This is a genomic window from uncultured Veillonella sp. (assembly GCF_915069625.1).
Classification (GTDB): domain Bacteria; phylum Bacillota; class Negativicutes; order Veillonellales; family Veillonellaceae; genus Veillonella.
In genome coordinates, this window is sequence record NZ_CAJZFD010000030.1 from 1 (window position 1) to 15,603 (window position 15,603).

Consider the following 15,603-nt stretch of genomic DNA (forward strand, 5'->3'; position numbering starts at 1 on the left):
GTAAAGGTATGGGCAATATGGCTGGCATGATGAAAAAAGTTCAAAAAATGCAAGCAGATATGAAGAAAATGCAAGAAGAATTAAAAACTCGTACAGTAGAGGCTTCTGTTGGTGGCGGTGCTGTAACAGTTGTGATGAACGGCGAAAAAATCATCGAGTCTTTGAAATTGAACCCATCTGCAGTGGATCCTGAAGATGTAGAAATGTTAGAAGACTTAGTGATGGCTGCTGTAAACGAAGCTAGCAAAAAAGTAGACGATCTCTTGGCTCAAGAAATGGGCAAAGTAACTGGTGGTCTTAACTTGCCAACAGGTTTATTCTAAATGACAAATGCTTTAGAACGGCTCGTAGAGCAGTTGCGCCGCTTGCCAGGTATCGGCTCCAAGTCGGCTAGACGCTTGGCCTATCATTTGGTAGAAATGCCGAAGGAAGAGGTAGACCGTCTCGTGGAAACCATCGTAGAAGCGAAGGGGGCTACGCGTCACTGTTCTATTTGCTTTAACTTATCAGCTCAAGACCCTTGTGAATTCTGTAGCAATCCGAACCGCGATCAAACGACGATTATGGTCGTTGAAACATCTCGCGATGTCATTGCTATCGAGCGCAGTGGTGACTATAAGGGCTTATATCACGTATTGGAAGGTGCCTTGTCCCCTATGGAGGGCATCGGTGCTGACGATATTCGCGTAAAAGAATTGATTGCCCGCCTTCGGGATGGTGTCGTACAAGAGGTTATCCTCGCTACTGACCCAGATGTAGAAGGGGAGGCGACAGCTCTCTATTTGGCGCGTTTATTAAGTCCAAGTGGCATTAAGGTAACGCGCATTGCCCGCGGTGTTCCTGTAGGTGGCGATATCGAATATGCCGATGAATTAACATTAGGCGGTGCTGTAGTGAACCGCCAAGAAATGAAAGGATAATATGGGAGCTTTATTAGCATCACCGATTATTTCGGCGGTTGTATCCGTTGCTGTAGCCTACATTGCTTTCAAAGTAGCATTTTTCACCATTAAACGAGTGGCTATGAATGCAGTAACTGGTATTTTGACGTATTTAGTATGCGTTCATATCCTCAATATTCCTATGGATATTGGTTTGGGCGTATGGGCTTTAACAGCAATTCTAGGCCCTATTCCAATGCTCATTGCAGCCGGATGGTACGGCTTTTTAAAATAGGAGGACCTCATGCTTATCAATCGTGAACAACAACGCGTTATTGATGAAGTTGAACAGAATATCCTCTTGTTAGCGTCCGCTGGGACGGGAAAAACGAATACACTTGCTTATCGAGTGGCTCACCTCATCGAGGGCGGCTATGCGAAAGCGGAGAATATCTTGTGCATGACCTTTACGAATAAGGCGGCAAATGAGATGAAAGACCGCATTCAATCGCTCGTAGGCAGTCCTGCAAAGGCTGTGGAGGTTAGTACATTCCACAGCTTTTGCTTTTTCGTGCTCCAACAAGAGGGGAAGCGCAATGAAACCTTATATACGGATGTAACTATCTTTGATGAAGAGGATTGTAAGGAATTGTCTGAACCGTATCGTCCAGGTAAGTTGCGAGAAATGTCCTTTGCCAACATCATCGGCATGGTAAAAGAATATCGCTCTCTATATGGGTTCTATTCTGATAATCTCGTAGGCGATTATAAACGAACTATTGATCGTTTGCAAAAGGAACAGCGTCCTGCTATTGAGCAACAGTTTTCTAGTTTTGGTAATGTTCTTTATAGTGAACTTCATGATTTCTTGAACCATGGTCACGAATGGATTGCTGCCTATGATGAAAGCTTAGCCTCTGTACATGGTCTAGATTTCACAGATCTCATTTGCGGTGTTCATCGCCTGTTCCAAGATCCTGTAGTTCGGGAGCGTTGGCGTAGCCGTTATAGTTATATCTCTGTAGATGAAATGCAAGATACAGGCATTCTAGAGTACAAGGTACTTGAAATGCTTTGGGAAGGTAATCACGTCCTATTATGTGGGGACTATTTCCAAACAATATACGAATGGCGTGGGTCCGATCCATTCCGTTTACTCAAGCAATTTGATGCGGACTTTAAGCCTTTAAAAATCATTTTCTATGAAAATTACCGCTCTAACTGGACGCTCTTTACGATGGCTTTCAAAACATTGCAGAATATGTTCCCTGATCTGGTAGGTTCTATCTATACTGAATTGCCTCGCGCCAATAGTGAAAGAAAGGGTAAGCCTGTTCTCATAAAAGGCTGTAAAAATAGCTATCTTGAGGGCAGATATATCTATGAAGCTATCTGCGCCTTGCCAAAGGATGCCAATATTGGCGTTTTAGTGCGGGACAATAAAAAGGCCCAACGGCTGAGTGATTCCTTTGAACGCCTTAATAATGAAAGGCCTGAAGACGAACGTCGTCACTTTATGATTATTGACGAGTTTAAATTCTTTAGACGTCAAGAAATCAAAGACGTTATGGCTTACTTTAAACTGCTTATGAACCCGAATGACTCCGTCAGCGCTAAGCGCATTATTAAACGCTATGTTGCGGGTATTGGTGACGCTCGTATCGCCGCTATTGAAAGCCCTGAGACGCGTCAAGTAGGCTTAAAATTGACGGACTTTATGGATATGCCTATTTTTGAAGCAGAGCCTTATGCCAAGCTCGTTAGTGGCTTAGAGAATCATGAGGTTGTAGTATACGATGTGGAAAGTACGGGCACTGATACATCTCAAGACCGCATTATTCAAATTGCAGCTATTCGCATCGACGAAAATGGACAAGTGTTAGAAACCTTTGAACGTTTTATCAATCCAGGCGTACCTGTGGGACAATCTGAAGAGGTACACGGCTTCTCCGATGCGTATTTACAAGAACACGGCGAAGAACCAGCTATAGTGCTACAAGCCTTTAAGGAGTTCTCCAAGGATGCCATCATCGTAGGCCACAATGTAAACTACGATGTGACCATTTTTACTAATGAATTGGCACGCCATAATTTAGGTAATCCAGAATTTAAGGCTATATACGATACACTCGATATTTATCGTCGTTTCTATCCTAATTTGCCAAATCATAAATTGGGCTTCCTAGCTTCTGAGTTTCCTATCCATCATGAGCCTACGCACAATGCGATGGACGATATCTTGGCCACTGCACAGCTTTTAATCTATGCTGTAAAAGAAAATATTGTGCCTACAACGACTGGTCGTATGGTGGCAATCAATAAGTATAAGGCTGCTTTCACCAATATTGCATCCCAAATGGCAACGTTACGTAGAAAGGCCTATACGGAATTGCCAACGAAGTTATTGGCGTACATAATGAACCAAATGGGGGTTCTAGAATACTATAAATCTCATGGGGAAGCAGCAAAGGTAGAGCATATACGGGATCTATATCGCATCATGGAAAAACTAGATGCAGCCTATGAAGGGCCGGCTGGTTTAGCTCGATTAAATCAAATCTTGCAGATGGCGGCCCTTACCGCAGGTGAGCCCGCTCAACAGGTACGAAATGAAGATCGCATTCCTATCATTACCATCCACCAAGCAAAGGGGAGCGAGTTTGACCATGTATTCCTAGCAGGACTCAACGAAGGTACCTTCCCAAGCCCGTTTGCCATTGCAGAAGGGCGTGAAGACGAAGAAAAGCGCTTGTTCTATGTGGCCATAACGCGCCCTAAGCAAGAGCTGACTATTACCTTTGAACAAACCAATATACGTGGCCGAGCGGTTCAACCAAGCTCGCTACTAAACTATATGCCACGAGACAATGAGCTCGTAGAAAGGAGATACTAATGGCGAGAAAAACACATCGTCCTGACGATATTTTGTGGACTGTCAATGCCGCAGATGTAGAGGCTGCACATAGTGAGAAACAAGATATTACACTTGGTGCAGTACTAGATACTCGATATCCTCGTAAGTCCTTAGTCAAGCTATTTGAGGAAAAACTAATCCATATCAACGGCCATAAGGCGACGCCAAAGGATGTTATCTCCGAATGTGACGAGATTTGGATTGCTATGGCGAAGGAAAAAATCGATTACGAACCAATTGAAATGGATCTACATATCCTATATGAAGATGATGATCTCCTCATTGTAGATAAGCCTGCTGGTGTGACAGTAAACTCTAAAGACCAAGTATCTCTTGCTAATGGTGTAGCATACTATTTTAAAGAGAATGGTATTAAGCGGAAGGTTCGTTTCTTGAATCGCTTAGATAGAGATACGACGGGCTGTATCGTGATTGCTAAAAGCGGTTTAGCCCAAAGTCTTTATCAACAGCAAATGGACGATAATACCTTTGAAAAGTGGTATATGGCCACTGTTGAAGGTATTGTAGAAGCTGATGAAGACTCTTTAGTATTACCTATGGATCGTAGTACTGATGGTATTCATTATGAAGTCAATCCAAAGGGGAAGGAAACGCGTACCGATTTTTCCGTCCTATGTAGACATTCTTCACAGCCTGTGGATAACTCTGTGCATAAGTTGGTAAAATCTGTGGATATAGCTCAAGAAAATGTGGATATAGAATTACAAAATGTGGATAAACATGGTGTAAATGTGGACAAATCTGTGCATAACTCCCGGAAAAGTGGATATACAGAGGTTTTAGTTCGTTTGTACACAGGGAAAACACATCAAATTCGTGTAGCTTTTAGCCATATAGGTCACCCTCTTGTGGGGGATATCTTATACGGTGCACAACCAACGGGACAGCCCTTCCAATTGCGTGCTCAGAAGGTAGTATTTACACACATGCGCACAGGGGAGCGTATTACGGTTACCGCGTAATTTGATCTGATTACATAATTGTTAACAATAAATCTGTCCTATATATTGTGAAGTCACAATACATCAAACATTCTAATTGAGAATTGAGAATTATTGATAATTCAGTAATTGCAATGATTTTATAAAAATTTTTCAAAAAAAATAATGACAAATGATAATCGATAAGCTATAATAAGAACATAGATAAATCGATAGGCTTCGATTTGTAGCTTAGTGAAATGAATGTAAGAGGTGTAGTATGATTTTGCAAGAAAATAGTGCAGCACGTAATCGGGGAATTACGCTTGCCAGTATAAAAGGTATTATAGGTAACGTCGTTCTCGTTATCTTTAAAATGATTGTAGGCCTTGCGTCTAACTCCATCGCTATCATCCTTGATGCGGTGAACAACTTAACGGATGTATTGTCCTCTGTATTGACCATCGTTGGTACAAAATTAGCCGCTAAAGGGGCCGATAAGGAGCATCCTTTTGGACATGGTCGCATAGAATATATGACTACCATGGCAATTGCCTTCATCATCCTTGGTGCAGGTATCGGATCTCTTAAAGAATCTATTGATAAAATTCTTCACCCTGAGGTATCTACCTTTGATATTCCAAGCCTCGTTATCATCGCCGTTGCTATTGTGGTGAAAGTTGTGATGGGCCGCTATATCAAGGCACAAGGCGAGAAATACAAATCTGATGCGCTTGTAGCGTCTGGTATAGATGCGCTCTTTGATGCAGTAATTACCTTTGCCACATTAGTATCTGCAGGCTTAGTATTCTTCTTTAACTTTGATATTCAAGGTTATGTTGGTGCAGTGATTTCTGTTTTGATTTTGAAAGCTGCTTATGACATTTTAAAAGAAATGTATAATCACTTGCTTGGTGTTCGTGCAGATGATAACTTAATCCGTGATATTAAAGAAACCATCGCTCAACATCCAAATGTAGGTGGTGTATATGACTTGGTTTTGAATAGCTACGGACCTGGTGAAACAATTGGCTCTGTACATATTACCGTACCAGATACGATGACTATGGCTGATATTCATCCTTTGACAAAAGGTATTGCTGTTCATCTTTATAAAAAATTTGGTATTAATATGACCGTTGGCGTCTATGCTGAAAACCAACCAAGTGTGGAAGTGCTTGAAATTAGACAAGCTCTTGACCAAGTTGTAAGCTTATATACACATGTTGTACAAGTACATGCCTTTTACGTACACGAAGAGAAGAAAGTTATCTACTACGATATTATCTTTGACTTTGACGAAGAAGATCCACATGGTACATTAGAAAAAATTAAAGCAGAAATGCAAAAACGCTGCCCTGACTATGTACAATTTGCTATTGTAGATACAGACTTCAGTAACTAATAGAATATAAATAAAGGCTTCAACCAATCATCGACGAAAATATTTCGCTAAGAAATGGTTGAAGCCTTTTCTTTTACTAGTTGATAGATTTAGCTATACTATAAGTAAGAGAGATGGTGATTCTATGTTACGGTGGATAAAGAAACATTATATTGTAAGTTTTATTGTTTTCCTTATTCTTGTTTTGTGTGCTTTGCACTTTAGTGGTACGAGAAATGAGACACGTATTTTGTCGAAACAAGGGATAATTCTAGAGAAAAATATTACAGTTGATCTTAATCGTAATCCTAATGCAACCGTGACAGTTATAAATGCAAGCAATTACTCTGAATCCTATGTTGTTAATGTATTGCCTATTATGACAGAATATAACTGCTATATTTTCGACTCTCTTATCGTTAATGATGAATTATATCTGCTTGCACGTTCTAATGCTGCAATTTCAAATATGAATTTGTATTCACTATTAATTTTTAAGATTAATGATACATCTTTAAGCTCTAATGTTATTGGATATGAATTCGATAAATTCTCCGCTTCACTAGACTATATAGATGGTAAAATTATAGCTTCTAATGGGAGCGCTAAATATATCTTAAGTCCTGATTTATCTGCTAGCAAAATAGTGAATACAGACTCGATTTCTGTTCAAAATAAGAATGTTAGTAAACATGGTATAAAGAAGGATAAAGTAATATCAGACTCTTTAATTCCTAGAGATTTATACATGAATGGTAAGGCAGGCGATACCTATTTGCTTACTGTTAGTCCTCTTAACTATGCGAAGCCTAACATGAATTTACCATTTGAATTTTTAAAAGCTGAACAGTATTATGGTATACCTATATATGAAAATATGATGTTATTCTGGAATACTAATACAGATGAGATGGAGTTTTATAATAACTTGAAGCCTATAGATTCCTTCAATATCAAATATATGGATATGAATTATAATACTGAAAGATTTGAACATTGGAATCAGGTAATTAAGAATACAAGTTCTACAAAGTTAGACTAACTTGAAATTTATGCACTAAGTGAATATAATATATTGTGTAAAATATAATTTGTTTAGGGAATCCTATATGAGGAGAGATAGAATGAAGAAATTTGCTCTTACAACGTTAGCTGTAATGGCGGCCGTTGGTGTGTTGGCGGTTCAGCCTGCAGATGCGAAAAAGGTACAACAAGATCCTAGTATGGCACTTATTGATATGCCTATGAATGATGAAATTCAGCAAGTCAATGGTGTATCTAAATCTGCAAATAAAGAAACACAACGTTTATCTAATAAGTTAGCAGATGCTACAAGAGTGATGGTTAAGAAAAATTGGAAAACCATCTATATTAAAGCTGTACCTACAGGAGATAAATCAGCTGTACGTTTCTATTACACAGATAAAAATGGTCAAGTATATAATGGCCAAGTCATTAGAAATACAGGCCTATCTAAAGGTAAATATATGACTGGTTCGTTGCGACAAGTTGAAGCGCTACAAGAATTAGTAAATCATTTACAACAAAATGGTCAAGAGGTACCATCCTCCATTGATCTTATCATTACCCAAGGCGGATATCGTACTAAGACAATCTTTAATTATGGCGAAGATACAAGTAATTTACCTGCTTATCAACAACAGTATGAACAACAAAACTTCCCTACTATGAAGTAAGAGAAAAGCCCGTGCATAGCACGGGCTTTTTGTGTTAGATTATGTAATCGTCAGAATCTTCTTTTTTAGGTTTTTTGTAAATTTCTTTTACACCAGCCATCTCGATAAGTTCCTCACTGAGAGCGTCTTCATCATCTGTATTAAGCATGGAGTAGAAGGCCCAGAGAATAACGAACCAAATTGGTGTAAACAAGAGGGCAATTCGAGTGTCTTCGTTTAAGGCGAGAATACCTAGAATGAAAACAAAGAATGCAAGGATGATGTAATTCATCACAGGGAATAGAGGCATTTTGAATTTAGATTGTGCCGCTAATTCTGGATTTTTCTTGCGATATTTAAGGTGACAAATAACCATCATGGCCCAAATAAAGATGAAGCAGAATGTAGAGATAGATGTAATCATAACAAATACTGCTTCTGGCATTACATAGTTGAGTACAACTGTAATTAATAGTACTGCAGCGGAGAAAATGGTTGCTTGGTAGGGTACACTGCTGTGTGTTAAGCGGCGCATAGAGCTTGGCGCATGACCGCGTTTAGCAAGGGCGTAAATCATACGGCCTGTACTAAAGATACCAGAGTTTGTTGCAGATGCAGCAGATGTAAGAACTACAAAGTTTACGATGCCTGCAGCGGCTGCAATACCAACTGCTGTAAATACGGCCACAAATGGGCTAGCAGATGGGTTGACGGCTGTCCAAGGATAAATGCTCATGATGATAGCCAAAGAGCCCACATAGAACAAAATAATGCGTAATGGAATGTTGTTAATCGCCATAGGGATAACCTTTTCAGGATCCTCTGTTTCACCAGCTGTTAAACCTACGAGCTCGATACCTGTGAAAGCGAAAACAACCATTTGGAATGATAAGATAAAGCCCATCGTTCCGTTCGGGAACCAGCCCCCATAATTCCACATATTACTAAAGGCGGCAACGCCTGCATCTGTAGTAAAACCTGTGACAATCATGATGATACCGATGATAATGAGGGAGATGATGGCAATTACCTTAATCAACGCAAACCAGAACTCCATTTCACCGAAGTACTTTACGGCTGTTAAGTTCATTAATAGCAATGCCACTAAGACGACAAGGGCGGGTATCCATTGAGGCAGCCACGGTATCCAGAACTGCATATAGAGGCCTACGGCTGTTAAATCGGCCATGGCTAGTGAAAGCCAACAGAACCAGTATGTCCATCCTGTGATAAAGGCTGCTCGGTCACCTAAATAATCTTCTACGAAATCGATAAAAGAGTGGTGGTTCAAGTTAGACAATAATAATTCGCCTAATGCTCTCATGATGAAGAAGCAGATAATACCTGTAATAAGGTAGGCGAAAATAATGGATGGACCTGCCAAGTGAATGGCACGGCCGGAGCCTAAGAACAAGCCTGTACCGATGGCACCGCCGATGGCGAGCAACTGTACGTGCCGGTTCTTAAGGCCCCGTTTTAACTGATGCGTATCAGACATAGTAAAGACCTCTTTTCTACAAACTATCTACAAATACAAAAAGCCATGGATGGCCATAGCTTTTATAATCTATAGAATCTATAAAACTATTTTCTTATAATACAGTATCTATTGCAAAAAGTCAAATGTATTTATACAGTAGACATGTGTTAGAAATAGTATTATTTATAAATAAAAAGTAGTTGTTTATACCTTCAAAATAATACTTTTCCATATATGATATCGAAAATTTGCTATAATGATACATAGATTATTTTTTTCGTAAAACTGTGGAGACTATTATGAGACGACAAGATCGCGTGGTTACCAATATAGATGAAATTAAAGGTATTTTAAGTAGCACTCGTATCATTCACCTAGGTTTGATGGATGGTGATTACCCTTACGTGGTGCCCTTACATTTTGGATATGAATTTATAGATGAGGTACTTTATATCTATGTACATGGCCATTATGAGGGGAAAAAGTTTAGTTTGATTCAAGCGAATCCCCATGTATTTATTGAAATTGATGGTAGCGATGAAGCCCTCGTTTCAGGTGGAGATATACCATGTAAATATAGCTCGGTATACTCTAGTGTAATGGGTCGTGGAGAGGCTACCTATTTAAAGTCTATTGATGAAAAATCTCATGGCTTACAAGTATTGATGAAACATCAGACAGGACGTGAATTTACTTTTACGGAAGCCATGGTAAACTCTGTAGGCGTAGTTCAAATTAAAGTGGTGGACTATACTGCAAAACGACGAAGACAACTTGAACAAGATACTATTATGCCTCCATTAACTAAATAATGACACAACAATCCTATTGAACTCTATTATGATATAGCGTTCAGTAGGATTTTTTATATCGAACCTAAGCATTAGATACATTATTTGGTTGTGACGATGCTTTCACAAAAGGAAAGATAAAAGTTTTATGAAGTAGCTAGAGCTACAGAAACGGTAGCTTGATTTTGATATAAATAAGAAAATATATCATTATATGTGTGGAGTATATTATAAATTTTTGTAATAGGAGAGAATATGAAGAAAACTATAGGTAAATCCATTTTAGCTGCTATAGCTGTGGGTTTAGTATCTATAAGCTATGTATCCGCAGATACTGTTGCTCAGTCTGTATCGATTAATCATTCTGAGGCCGCATCTAAGTCTAAAAATGTTACGCCAAACATGAATAATGCTTCTCCAATTAAACAAATACCAAGAATGCAATTAGTAGGCTGGCCTATAATGACTCAAGACAGTGCTCGTAACTTTAAGGGGATAGCAGAGGTTACTCACAAATTGCCGTATGAGGCTGAGGCACCTAGTTATATACCTTTTGGATATCAGCTTTATACAGCACGTCTTGATCGAAATGATGTGCTAGAGGTTGTATATTACAAAAGAAATGCACCTATCTATCAGGCTGGGAAAAAATTTATTACTAATGTTATGGCCTATCGAATGGGATACTCCTTGGATACCGTAAGAGATACAGCGTATATTCCTGCAGAGTATAAGGACTATGAATGGTCTGAAGAAGGTGAATCGGGCAAGGTGTATTATACAGGTAAGCCAGGAGTACAATTGATCCGTAGCATTACGTGGACGGAAGGTGGCATGGCGTACTCCTTATTCTTCTTAGAACCTGTGAAAGCAGTTGATGCTGAATTCTATAAGGAACATGTAGTGCCTGTAAAAAATATAGATAGCTCACGTTATGAATTATTAGGAAACTATCCGGTTACGAAGATTTCAAACAAAACAATTGATGAATATAATAAAGAACGAATGATTCCTTAGCAGATAAACTGATGTTATACAAATTGTATCTAGAAGAATATATTGTGTAATAGCGGTAGAATTTGTAATCCCTTATAAAGAGGAAAAAATATGAGAAAAACAATGTATAAGTCCGTTTTAGCTGTTATTGCTGCTGGGGTATTATCTGTAGGAATGGCCACAGCAGAAACGCTAGATACTCCTGATACTACAGATCAGACTGGATCCACTAAAACACTTAAGCTCGGACATAACTTTAAAAATGTTGAGCCTAGAACTGATAGTTTACAGTGGCACTTTCATGATTGGCCTATAGAGAATACAAAAAAGGCTCATACTTTTAACGGAAAGCTATTAGAGGCAGCAAAGAAGCTTCCATATGAGGCTGAGGTACCTAGTTATATCCCTTATGGCTATGAAATCTATACAGTGCGGCAAGACAAAAATGATGTATTAGAGGTTGTATATTTTATAAAAAATTCTCAAACATATCGAGTTGGGAAGAGAAACTCTGGTAGTATTTTCGTTTATAGAATGGGCTATTCAGTGGAAGATGTAAAAGATGTACCATATGTTCCTGCTGAATATAAGGACTTTGAATGGTCTGAACAAGGTGAATCTGGCGAAGTCTTTTACACCGGGGATCCAGCAGCACAACTAATTCGCAGCATTACGTGGACAAAAGAAGGTATGGCATATTCCTTATTGTTCTTAGAATCTGTGAAATCAGTTGATGCTGAATTCTATAAGGAGCATGTGGAGCCTATGAAAATATAGATAGCTCACGTAGCAATTTATTTGGAATAAAGCGGTAACGTATGTAACCGCTCAAAGAGGAGAGAATATGAAGAAAATAATAACATCTGCTGTTTTATGTGCCGCTATGGCTACAGCAGTAAGCACCTTTGGCGTACAGCCAGTTAGTGCTACATATCCGTTAATAGATAAAAATGGTAATACTGTTCCTGTTGAACGAGATGTAGATAATAAAAAGCTTATTGATGATAATGAAAAACTCGCTGATCGCTATCGTTGGTATGATCAAGTTGGTGATAATGATTTAGTCAAACCTAACATTGAGAGTGCTACGCAGGAATTTGGCTATCCTATACAAGTTCCATCTTATATGCCTAAAGACTATGCAGTACGCGATGTAAAGGCCAAGGACCATGATGTATTAGAAATCGTTTATACAGAAACAGGCCATGATGGAGAATATGGTCCGAAATTAACCTTCTCTAATACAGATATTGTATACCGCATGGGTTGGGCTATCGATACGGTGGTAAAGCCTATATTAGAAAAGACAAATTACAATGCTAAGAATGCAGTTAGCTTTACTACCCCTAATGGAATCTCTGTACATACGTTAGGTTCTAGTAAAGACGCTATTCAGATTGCTTACTGGGAAAAAGATAATAAAGTATATATGCTCTACTTTGCTTCCTCAAGAACCCAAAACTATGTAAGCAAAATTGTAGACTCTGTAGGCCCTTTGAATAACGTAGCCGCTGATGATACTAGGTTACGTGGTGATCGCAATGTTAAGCAACATATTGAAGAAAACGATGCGAAAAAGGTTAAACCAAATGATGAGCCTGAATGGCCTCCTTATGAAACGATTGGGTTGCCATTGCGTACACATACGAATTCCGTATGGCCTATACTTACCAGTAAATCCAAGGGCTTACCAAGTGGTGTAATTGATGCATCTCATAAGGTGTCCTATGACGTATCTGTACCAAGTTATTTACCGCTTGGTTATACATACTATGCTACACATTTTTATGACAATGATGTATTAGAAACTGTATATTGGAAGCAAGGTCAAGAATATCAAGAGCGCAGTGGCCGTTGGGTAAATCATACGATGGTCTTTCGCATGAGCTACTCTATGGATACTGTATGGCCTGAAGAATATATTCCAATGGAGTACCATGATGTACAGTGGACTGACTCTACTCCAATCGGTGATGTTCACTATACAGGGGATGTAGATAAGGGCTTAGTACGCAGTGTTACGTGGTATAAGGATAATATGGCGTATTTCTTGTTCTTCCAAGTGCCTGTGAAAGCATCTGAAGCAGACTTTTATAGAGATCATGTAGTACCGTTAAAGGATATCGATCCAAGTCGTACAGATTTAATTGGTGTAAAAACGATTCGTTAATACTAAACAGTATATAAAAAAGAACCTATCTCTTAGATATTTTACTAATATCTTTAGAGATAGGTTCTTTTAGTTTTTTAGAAGAATACGTAGCGAATGATAACGAGTACCGCCAATACGTACATAATCCAGTTAACTTCTTTTGCACGGCCTGCAATAATTTTGAGTAGAGGATATGCAATAAGACCTGCAGAGATACCGTTAGCGATGCTGTATGTGAACGGCATCAAAACGATAACGAGGAATGCAGGGAAGCCTTCTGTCCAATCATCGAAGTCGATATTGCGAATAGCACCTAACATGAGGGCACCGACAATGATAAGAACAGGAGATGTGGCTGCATTTGGCACCAAGGATACGATTGGAGCTAAGAACAAGCAGATTAAGAACAATACGCCTGTTGTAACAGCTGTTAAGCCTGTACGGCCACCAGCACCTACACCTGCCGCACTTTCAACGAAAGCAGTAATCGTAGAAGTACCGAGCAATGCACCAGCACTAACGCCGATAGCATCGACAGTCATGGCTTTACCAAGACCTGGGAATTTACCAGATTTAGGATCTGCAATTTTCGCCTCTGTAGCAGTACCGATCAAAGTACCCATAGAGTCGAACAATTCTACGAAGGTGAAGGAGAAGATAATCGTGATTAAGCCCATGTGGAGCGCACCAGGAATATCTAATTGAAGGAATGCTGCTTTAGAGAAATCAGGCACTGCTAATACAGTGAAGTTCTCAGGCATTGTGGAAAGGCCAGTAGCATAGGATACAATTGTTGTTACTACCACACCAATCAAGAGGGAACCTTGAATTTTACGAGCCATCAATAGAGCTGTAAAGATGAGGGAGAATAGAGCCAACAATGTTTCACCATTGTGCAAATTACCGAGCGTCAAGAGTGCCTCGGATGCTGGAGGTACTAAATTACCATGTGTTTGCACAACTTGGCCTAAGGAGTTTGGAGACAAACTAATAGAAATTGCCATCAAGCCGGATAATTTTAAGCCGATGATAGCGATGAAGAGGCCGATACCAACAGTAATGGCAACCTTCATAGAGGCTGGGATGCCTTCAACGATCATTTGGCGTATCGACGTAAGTGTTAATACGAGGAATACGAGACCGGAGATAAATACAGCACCCAATGCTGTTTGCCAGGACACGCCCATACCGAGAACTACGGTAAAGGAGTAAAAGGCTAAGAGGCCAACCCCTGGAGCGAGGGCGATAGGATAGTTTACGAATAAACCCATAGCAATCGTTACAAGGCCACCACCTAAGGCTGTAGCGATGAGGACTGCGTCTTTATCCATCCCTCCGAGACTAAGAATGTTAGGCGCTAAGAATAGGATGTACGCCATCGTGATAAACGTAGTAATACCTGCTAAAATTTCGGTTTTAACAGTGGTACCGCGCTCACTGAGTTGAAATAGTTTATCTAACATTAGATAACACCCTCCCGATATGAAATTAAAAATTATATCTGAATGAAAATATTTCGATATATGTATAGTGTACCATATTTCCCACCATTTTTTGTATGAATTTATGATATACTATAAATATATTATGAATGATTTAGAGGTTAACTTATGAAAATATCTACTAAAGGGCGTTATGCTCTACGGATATTGGCTGATATTGCAGAGCACGGGGTAGAAAAAAATGTACCAATTCGTGAAATTGCTGAACGCCAAGGATTTTCCGATAAATACTTAGAGGGGATTGTATCTCGCTTATCCTCCGCTGGCCTCGTTAAAAGTGGCCGTGGTAAATACGGTGGATATCGCTTGGTGAAATCGCCTGCTGAATACAATGTATATGAAATTTTATATGCTGCAGAGGACTCCATTGCTCTCGTATCTTGTTTAGAAGATGATGTTGAGCCATGTCCTATGTTTAATGATTGCTTGACTGCTCCCTTGTGGCAGTACTTGCAAGATGAATTCCGTCACGTTATGGAACGCGTATCCTTACAAGATGTAATGGATCACAAATTTCCAACGGAATAAATGAGAGAGTCGCGTTTTATATGCGACTCTTCTTTATATAATTTTGTAAAAGCATATTTTTATATGCGTTTATATATGGAAAGAAGGCGAAAGATGAGTACAATTGCAGATGATACTCATGGTGGCATGAGAAATGTATGGATTATTACGGCTAGTATGACTGTGCTTGCCATATGCTACACCATGATTATTCCTTTCTTGCCAATCTATCTATTGGAATTAGGTGTACCAAAGGATGATGTAGCCCTTTGGTCTGGCCTTGTCTTTGGCATTACCTTCCTTATTGCCGGTATTATGGCTCCTATATGGGGCAAGATTGCCGATAATAAAGGGAAAAAACGGATGGCCCTACGGGCAG

The 15,603-nt window shown here is 39.4% G+C and carries 16 protein-coding genes; 14 read left to right on the plus strand and 2 right to left on the minus strand.

Annotation, left to right across the window (positions count from 1 at the left end):
- The 8 genes from QZ548_RS02730 to QZ548_RS02765 all read left to right on the plus strand — a co-directional run.
- Positions 1-323 (plus strand): YbaB/EbfC family nucleoid-associated protein (locus QZ548_RS02730; RefSeq protein WP_367113068.1); only part of this gene is annotated, 323 nt, incomplete at its 5' end.
- Positions 324-920 (plus strand): recombination mediator RecR, encoded by a 597-nt coding sequence (recR, locus tag QZ548_RS02735; RefSeq protein WP_004694915.1) that lies wholly within the window; start codon positions 324-326, stop codon positions 918-920. It begins immediately after the preceding gene.
- A 1-nt stretch (position 921) separates the two neighbouring features.
- Positions 922-1,176 carry a hypothetical protein gene (locus tag QZ548_RS02740; RefSeq protein WP_005385224.1) on the plus strand — a complete coding sequence of 85 codons (255 nt, stop codon included), beginning with the start codon at positions 922-924 and terminating at the stop codon, positions 1,174-1,176.
- 9 nt (positions 1,177-1,185) lie between these two features.
- A complete protein-coding gene (locus tag QZ548_RS02745) occupies positions 1,186-3,774 on the plus strand; it encodes a 3'-5' exonuclease (RefSeq protein WP_295868090.1) in 2,589 nt (862 codons plus the stop codon).
- Positions 3,774-4,778 carry an RluA family pseudouridine synthase gene (locus QZ548_RS02750; RefSeq protein WP_295868092.1) on the plus strand — a complete coding sequence of 335 codons (1,005 nt, stop codon included), beginning with the start codon at positions 3,774-3,776 and terminating at the stop codon, positions 4,776-4,778. Before QZ548_RS02745 ends, QZ548_RS02750 begins: the two co-directional genes overlap by 1 nt.
- A gap of 238 nt (positions 4,779-5,016) precedes the next feature.
- A complete protein-coding gene (locus tag QZ548_RS02755; RefSeq protein ID WP_005385228.1) occupies positions 5,017-6,141 on the plus strand; it encodes a cation diffusion facilitator family transporter in 1,125 nt (374 codons plus the stop codon).
- 124 nt (positions 6,142-6,265) lie between these two features.
- Positions 6,266-7,162: a hypothetical protein gene (locus QZ548_RS02760; RefSeq protein ID WP_295868094.1), complete on the plus strand. Its 897-nt coding sequence runs from the start codon at positions 6,266-6,268 to the stop codon at positions 7,160-7,162.
- An 82-nt stretch (positions 7,163-7,244) separates the two neighbouring features.
- The gene (locus QZ548_RS02765; protein ID WP_295221066.1) at positions 7,245-7,817 is read left to right on the plus strand and encodes an immunity protein YezG family protein; all 573 of its coding nucleotides are present in this window, start codon (positions 7,245-7,247) and stop codon (positions 7,815-7,817) included.
- A gap of 34 nt (positions 7,818-7,851) precedes the next feature.
- Here the strand turns inward: QZ548_RS02765 and QZ548_RS02770 are convergent, their stop codons facing one another.
- Positions 7,852-9,294, minus strand: a complete 1,443-nt coding sequence (locus QZ548_RS02770) for an amino acid permease (protein ID WP_060924449.1) — start codon at positions 9,292-9,294, stop codon at positions 7,852-7,854.
- A gap of 281 nt (positions 9,295-9,575) precedes the next feature.
- Here QZ548_RS02770 and QZ548_RS02775 point away from each other — a divergent pair, with 281 nt between their 5' ends.
- The 4 genes from QZ548_RS02775 to QZ548_RS02790 all read left to right on the plus strand — a co-directional run bounded on the left by QZ548_RS02775 (position 9,576) and on the right by QZ548_RS02790 (position 13,233).
- Positions 9,576-10,088, plus strand: coding sequence for a pyridoxamine 5'-phosphate oxidase family protein (locus QZ548_RS02775; protein WP_295868099.1), 513 nt, complete (start codon positions 9,576-9,578; stop codon positions 10,086-10,088).
- A 234-nt stretch (positions 10,089-10,322) separates the two neighbouring features.
- The gene (locus QZ548_RS02780; protein WP_295868101.1) at positions 10,323-11,084 is read left to right on the plus strand and encodes a hypothetical protein; all 762 of its coding nucleotides are present in this window, start codon (positions 10,323-10,325) and stop codon (positions 11,082-11,084) included.
- Between the two features lie 90 nt (positions 11,085-11,174).
- A complete protein-coding gene (locus tag QZ548_RS02785) occupies positions 11,175-11,840 on the plus strand; it encodes a hypothetical protein (protein WP_295868105.1) in 666 nt (221 codons plus the stop codon).
- Positions 11,841-11,907: 67 nt separating this feature from the next.
- Positions 11,908-13,233 carry a hypothetical protein gene (locus QZ548_RS02790; protein ID WP_295868107.1) on the plus strand — a complete coding sequence of 442 codons (1,326 nt, stop codon included), beginning with the start codon at positions 11,908-11,910 and terminating at the stop codon, positions 13,231-13,233.
- A gap of 77 nt (positions 13,234-13,310) precedes the next feature.
- Here QZ548_RS02790 and QZ548_RS02795 read toward each other — a convergent pair whose 3' ends face one another.
- Positions 13,311-14,678: an NCS2 family permease gene (locus tag QZ548_RS02795; RefSeq protein WP_295221938.1), complete on the minus strand. Its 1,368-nt coding sequence runs from the start codon at positions 14,676-14,678 to the stop codon at positions 13,311-13,313.
- Positions 14,679-14,825: 147 nt separating this feature from the next.
- Here QZ548_RS02795 and QZ548_RS02800 point away from each other — a divergent pair, with 147 nt between their 5' ends.
- Together QZ548_RS02800 and QZ548_RS02805 are read left to right on the plus strand one after the other, a co-directional pair.
- Positions 14,826-15,245, plus strand: a complete 420-nt coding sequence (locus QZ548_RS02800) for an Rrf2 family transcriptional regulator (protein ID WP_005385239.1) — start codon at positions 14,826-14,828, stop codon at positions 15,243-15,245.
- Between the two features lie 93 nt (positions 15,246-15,338).
- Positions 15,339-15,603, plus strand: a 265-nt coding sequence (locus QZ548_RS02805) for an MFS transporter (RefSeq protein ID WP_295868112.1), incomplete at its 3' end; no start/stop codon positions are given.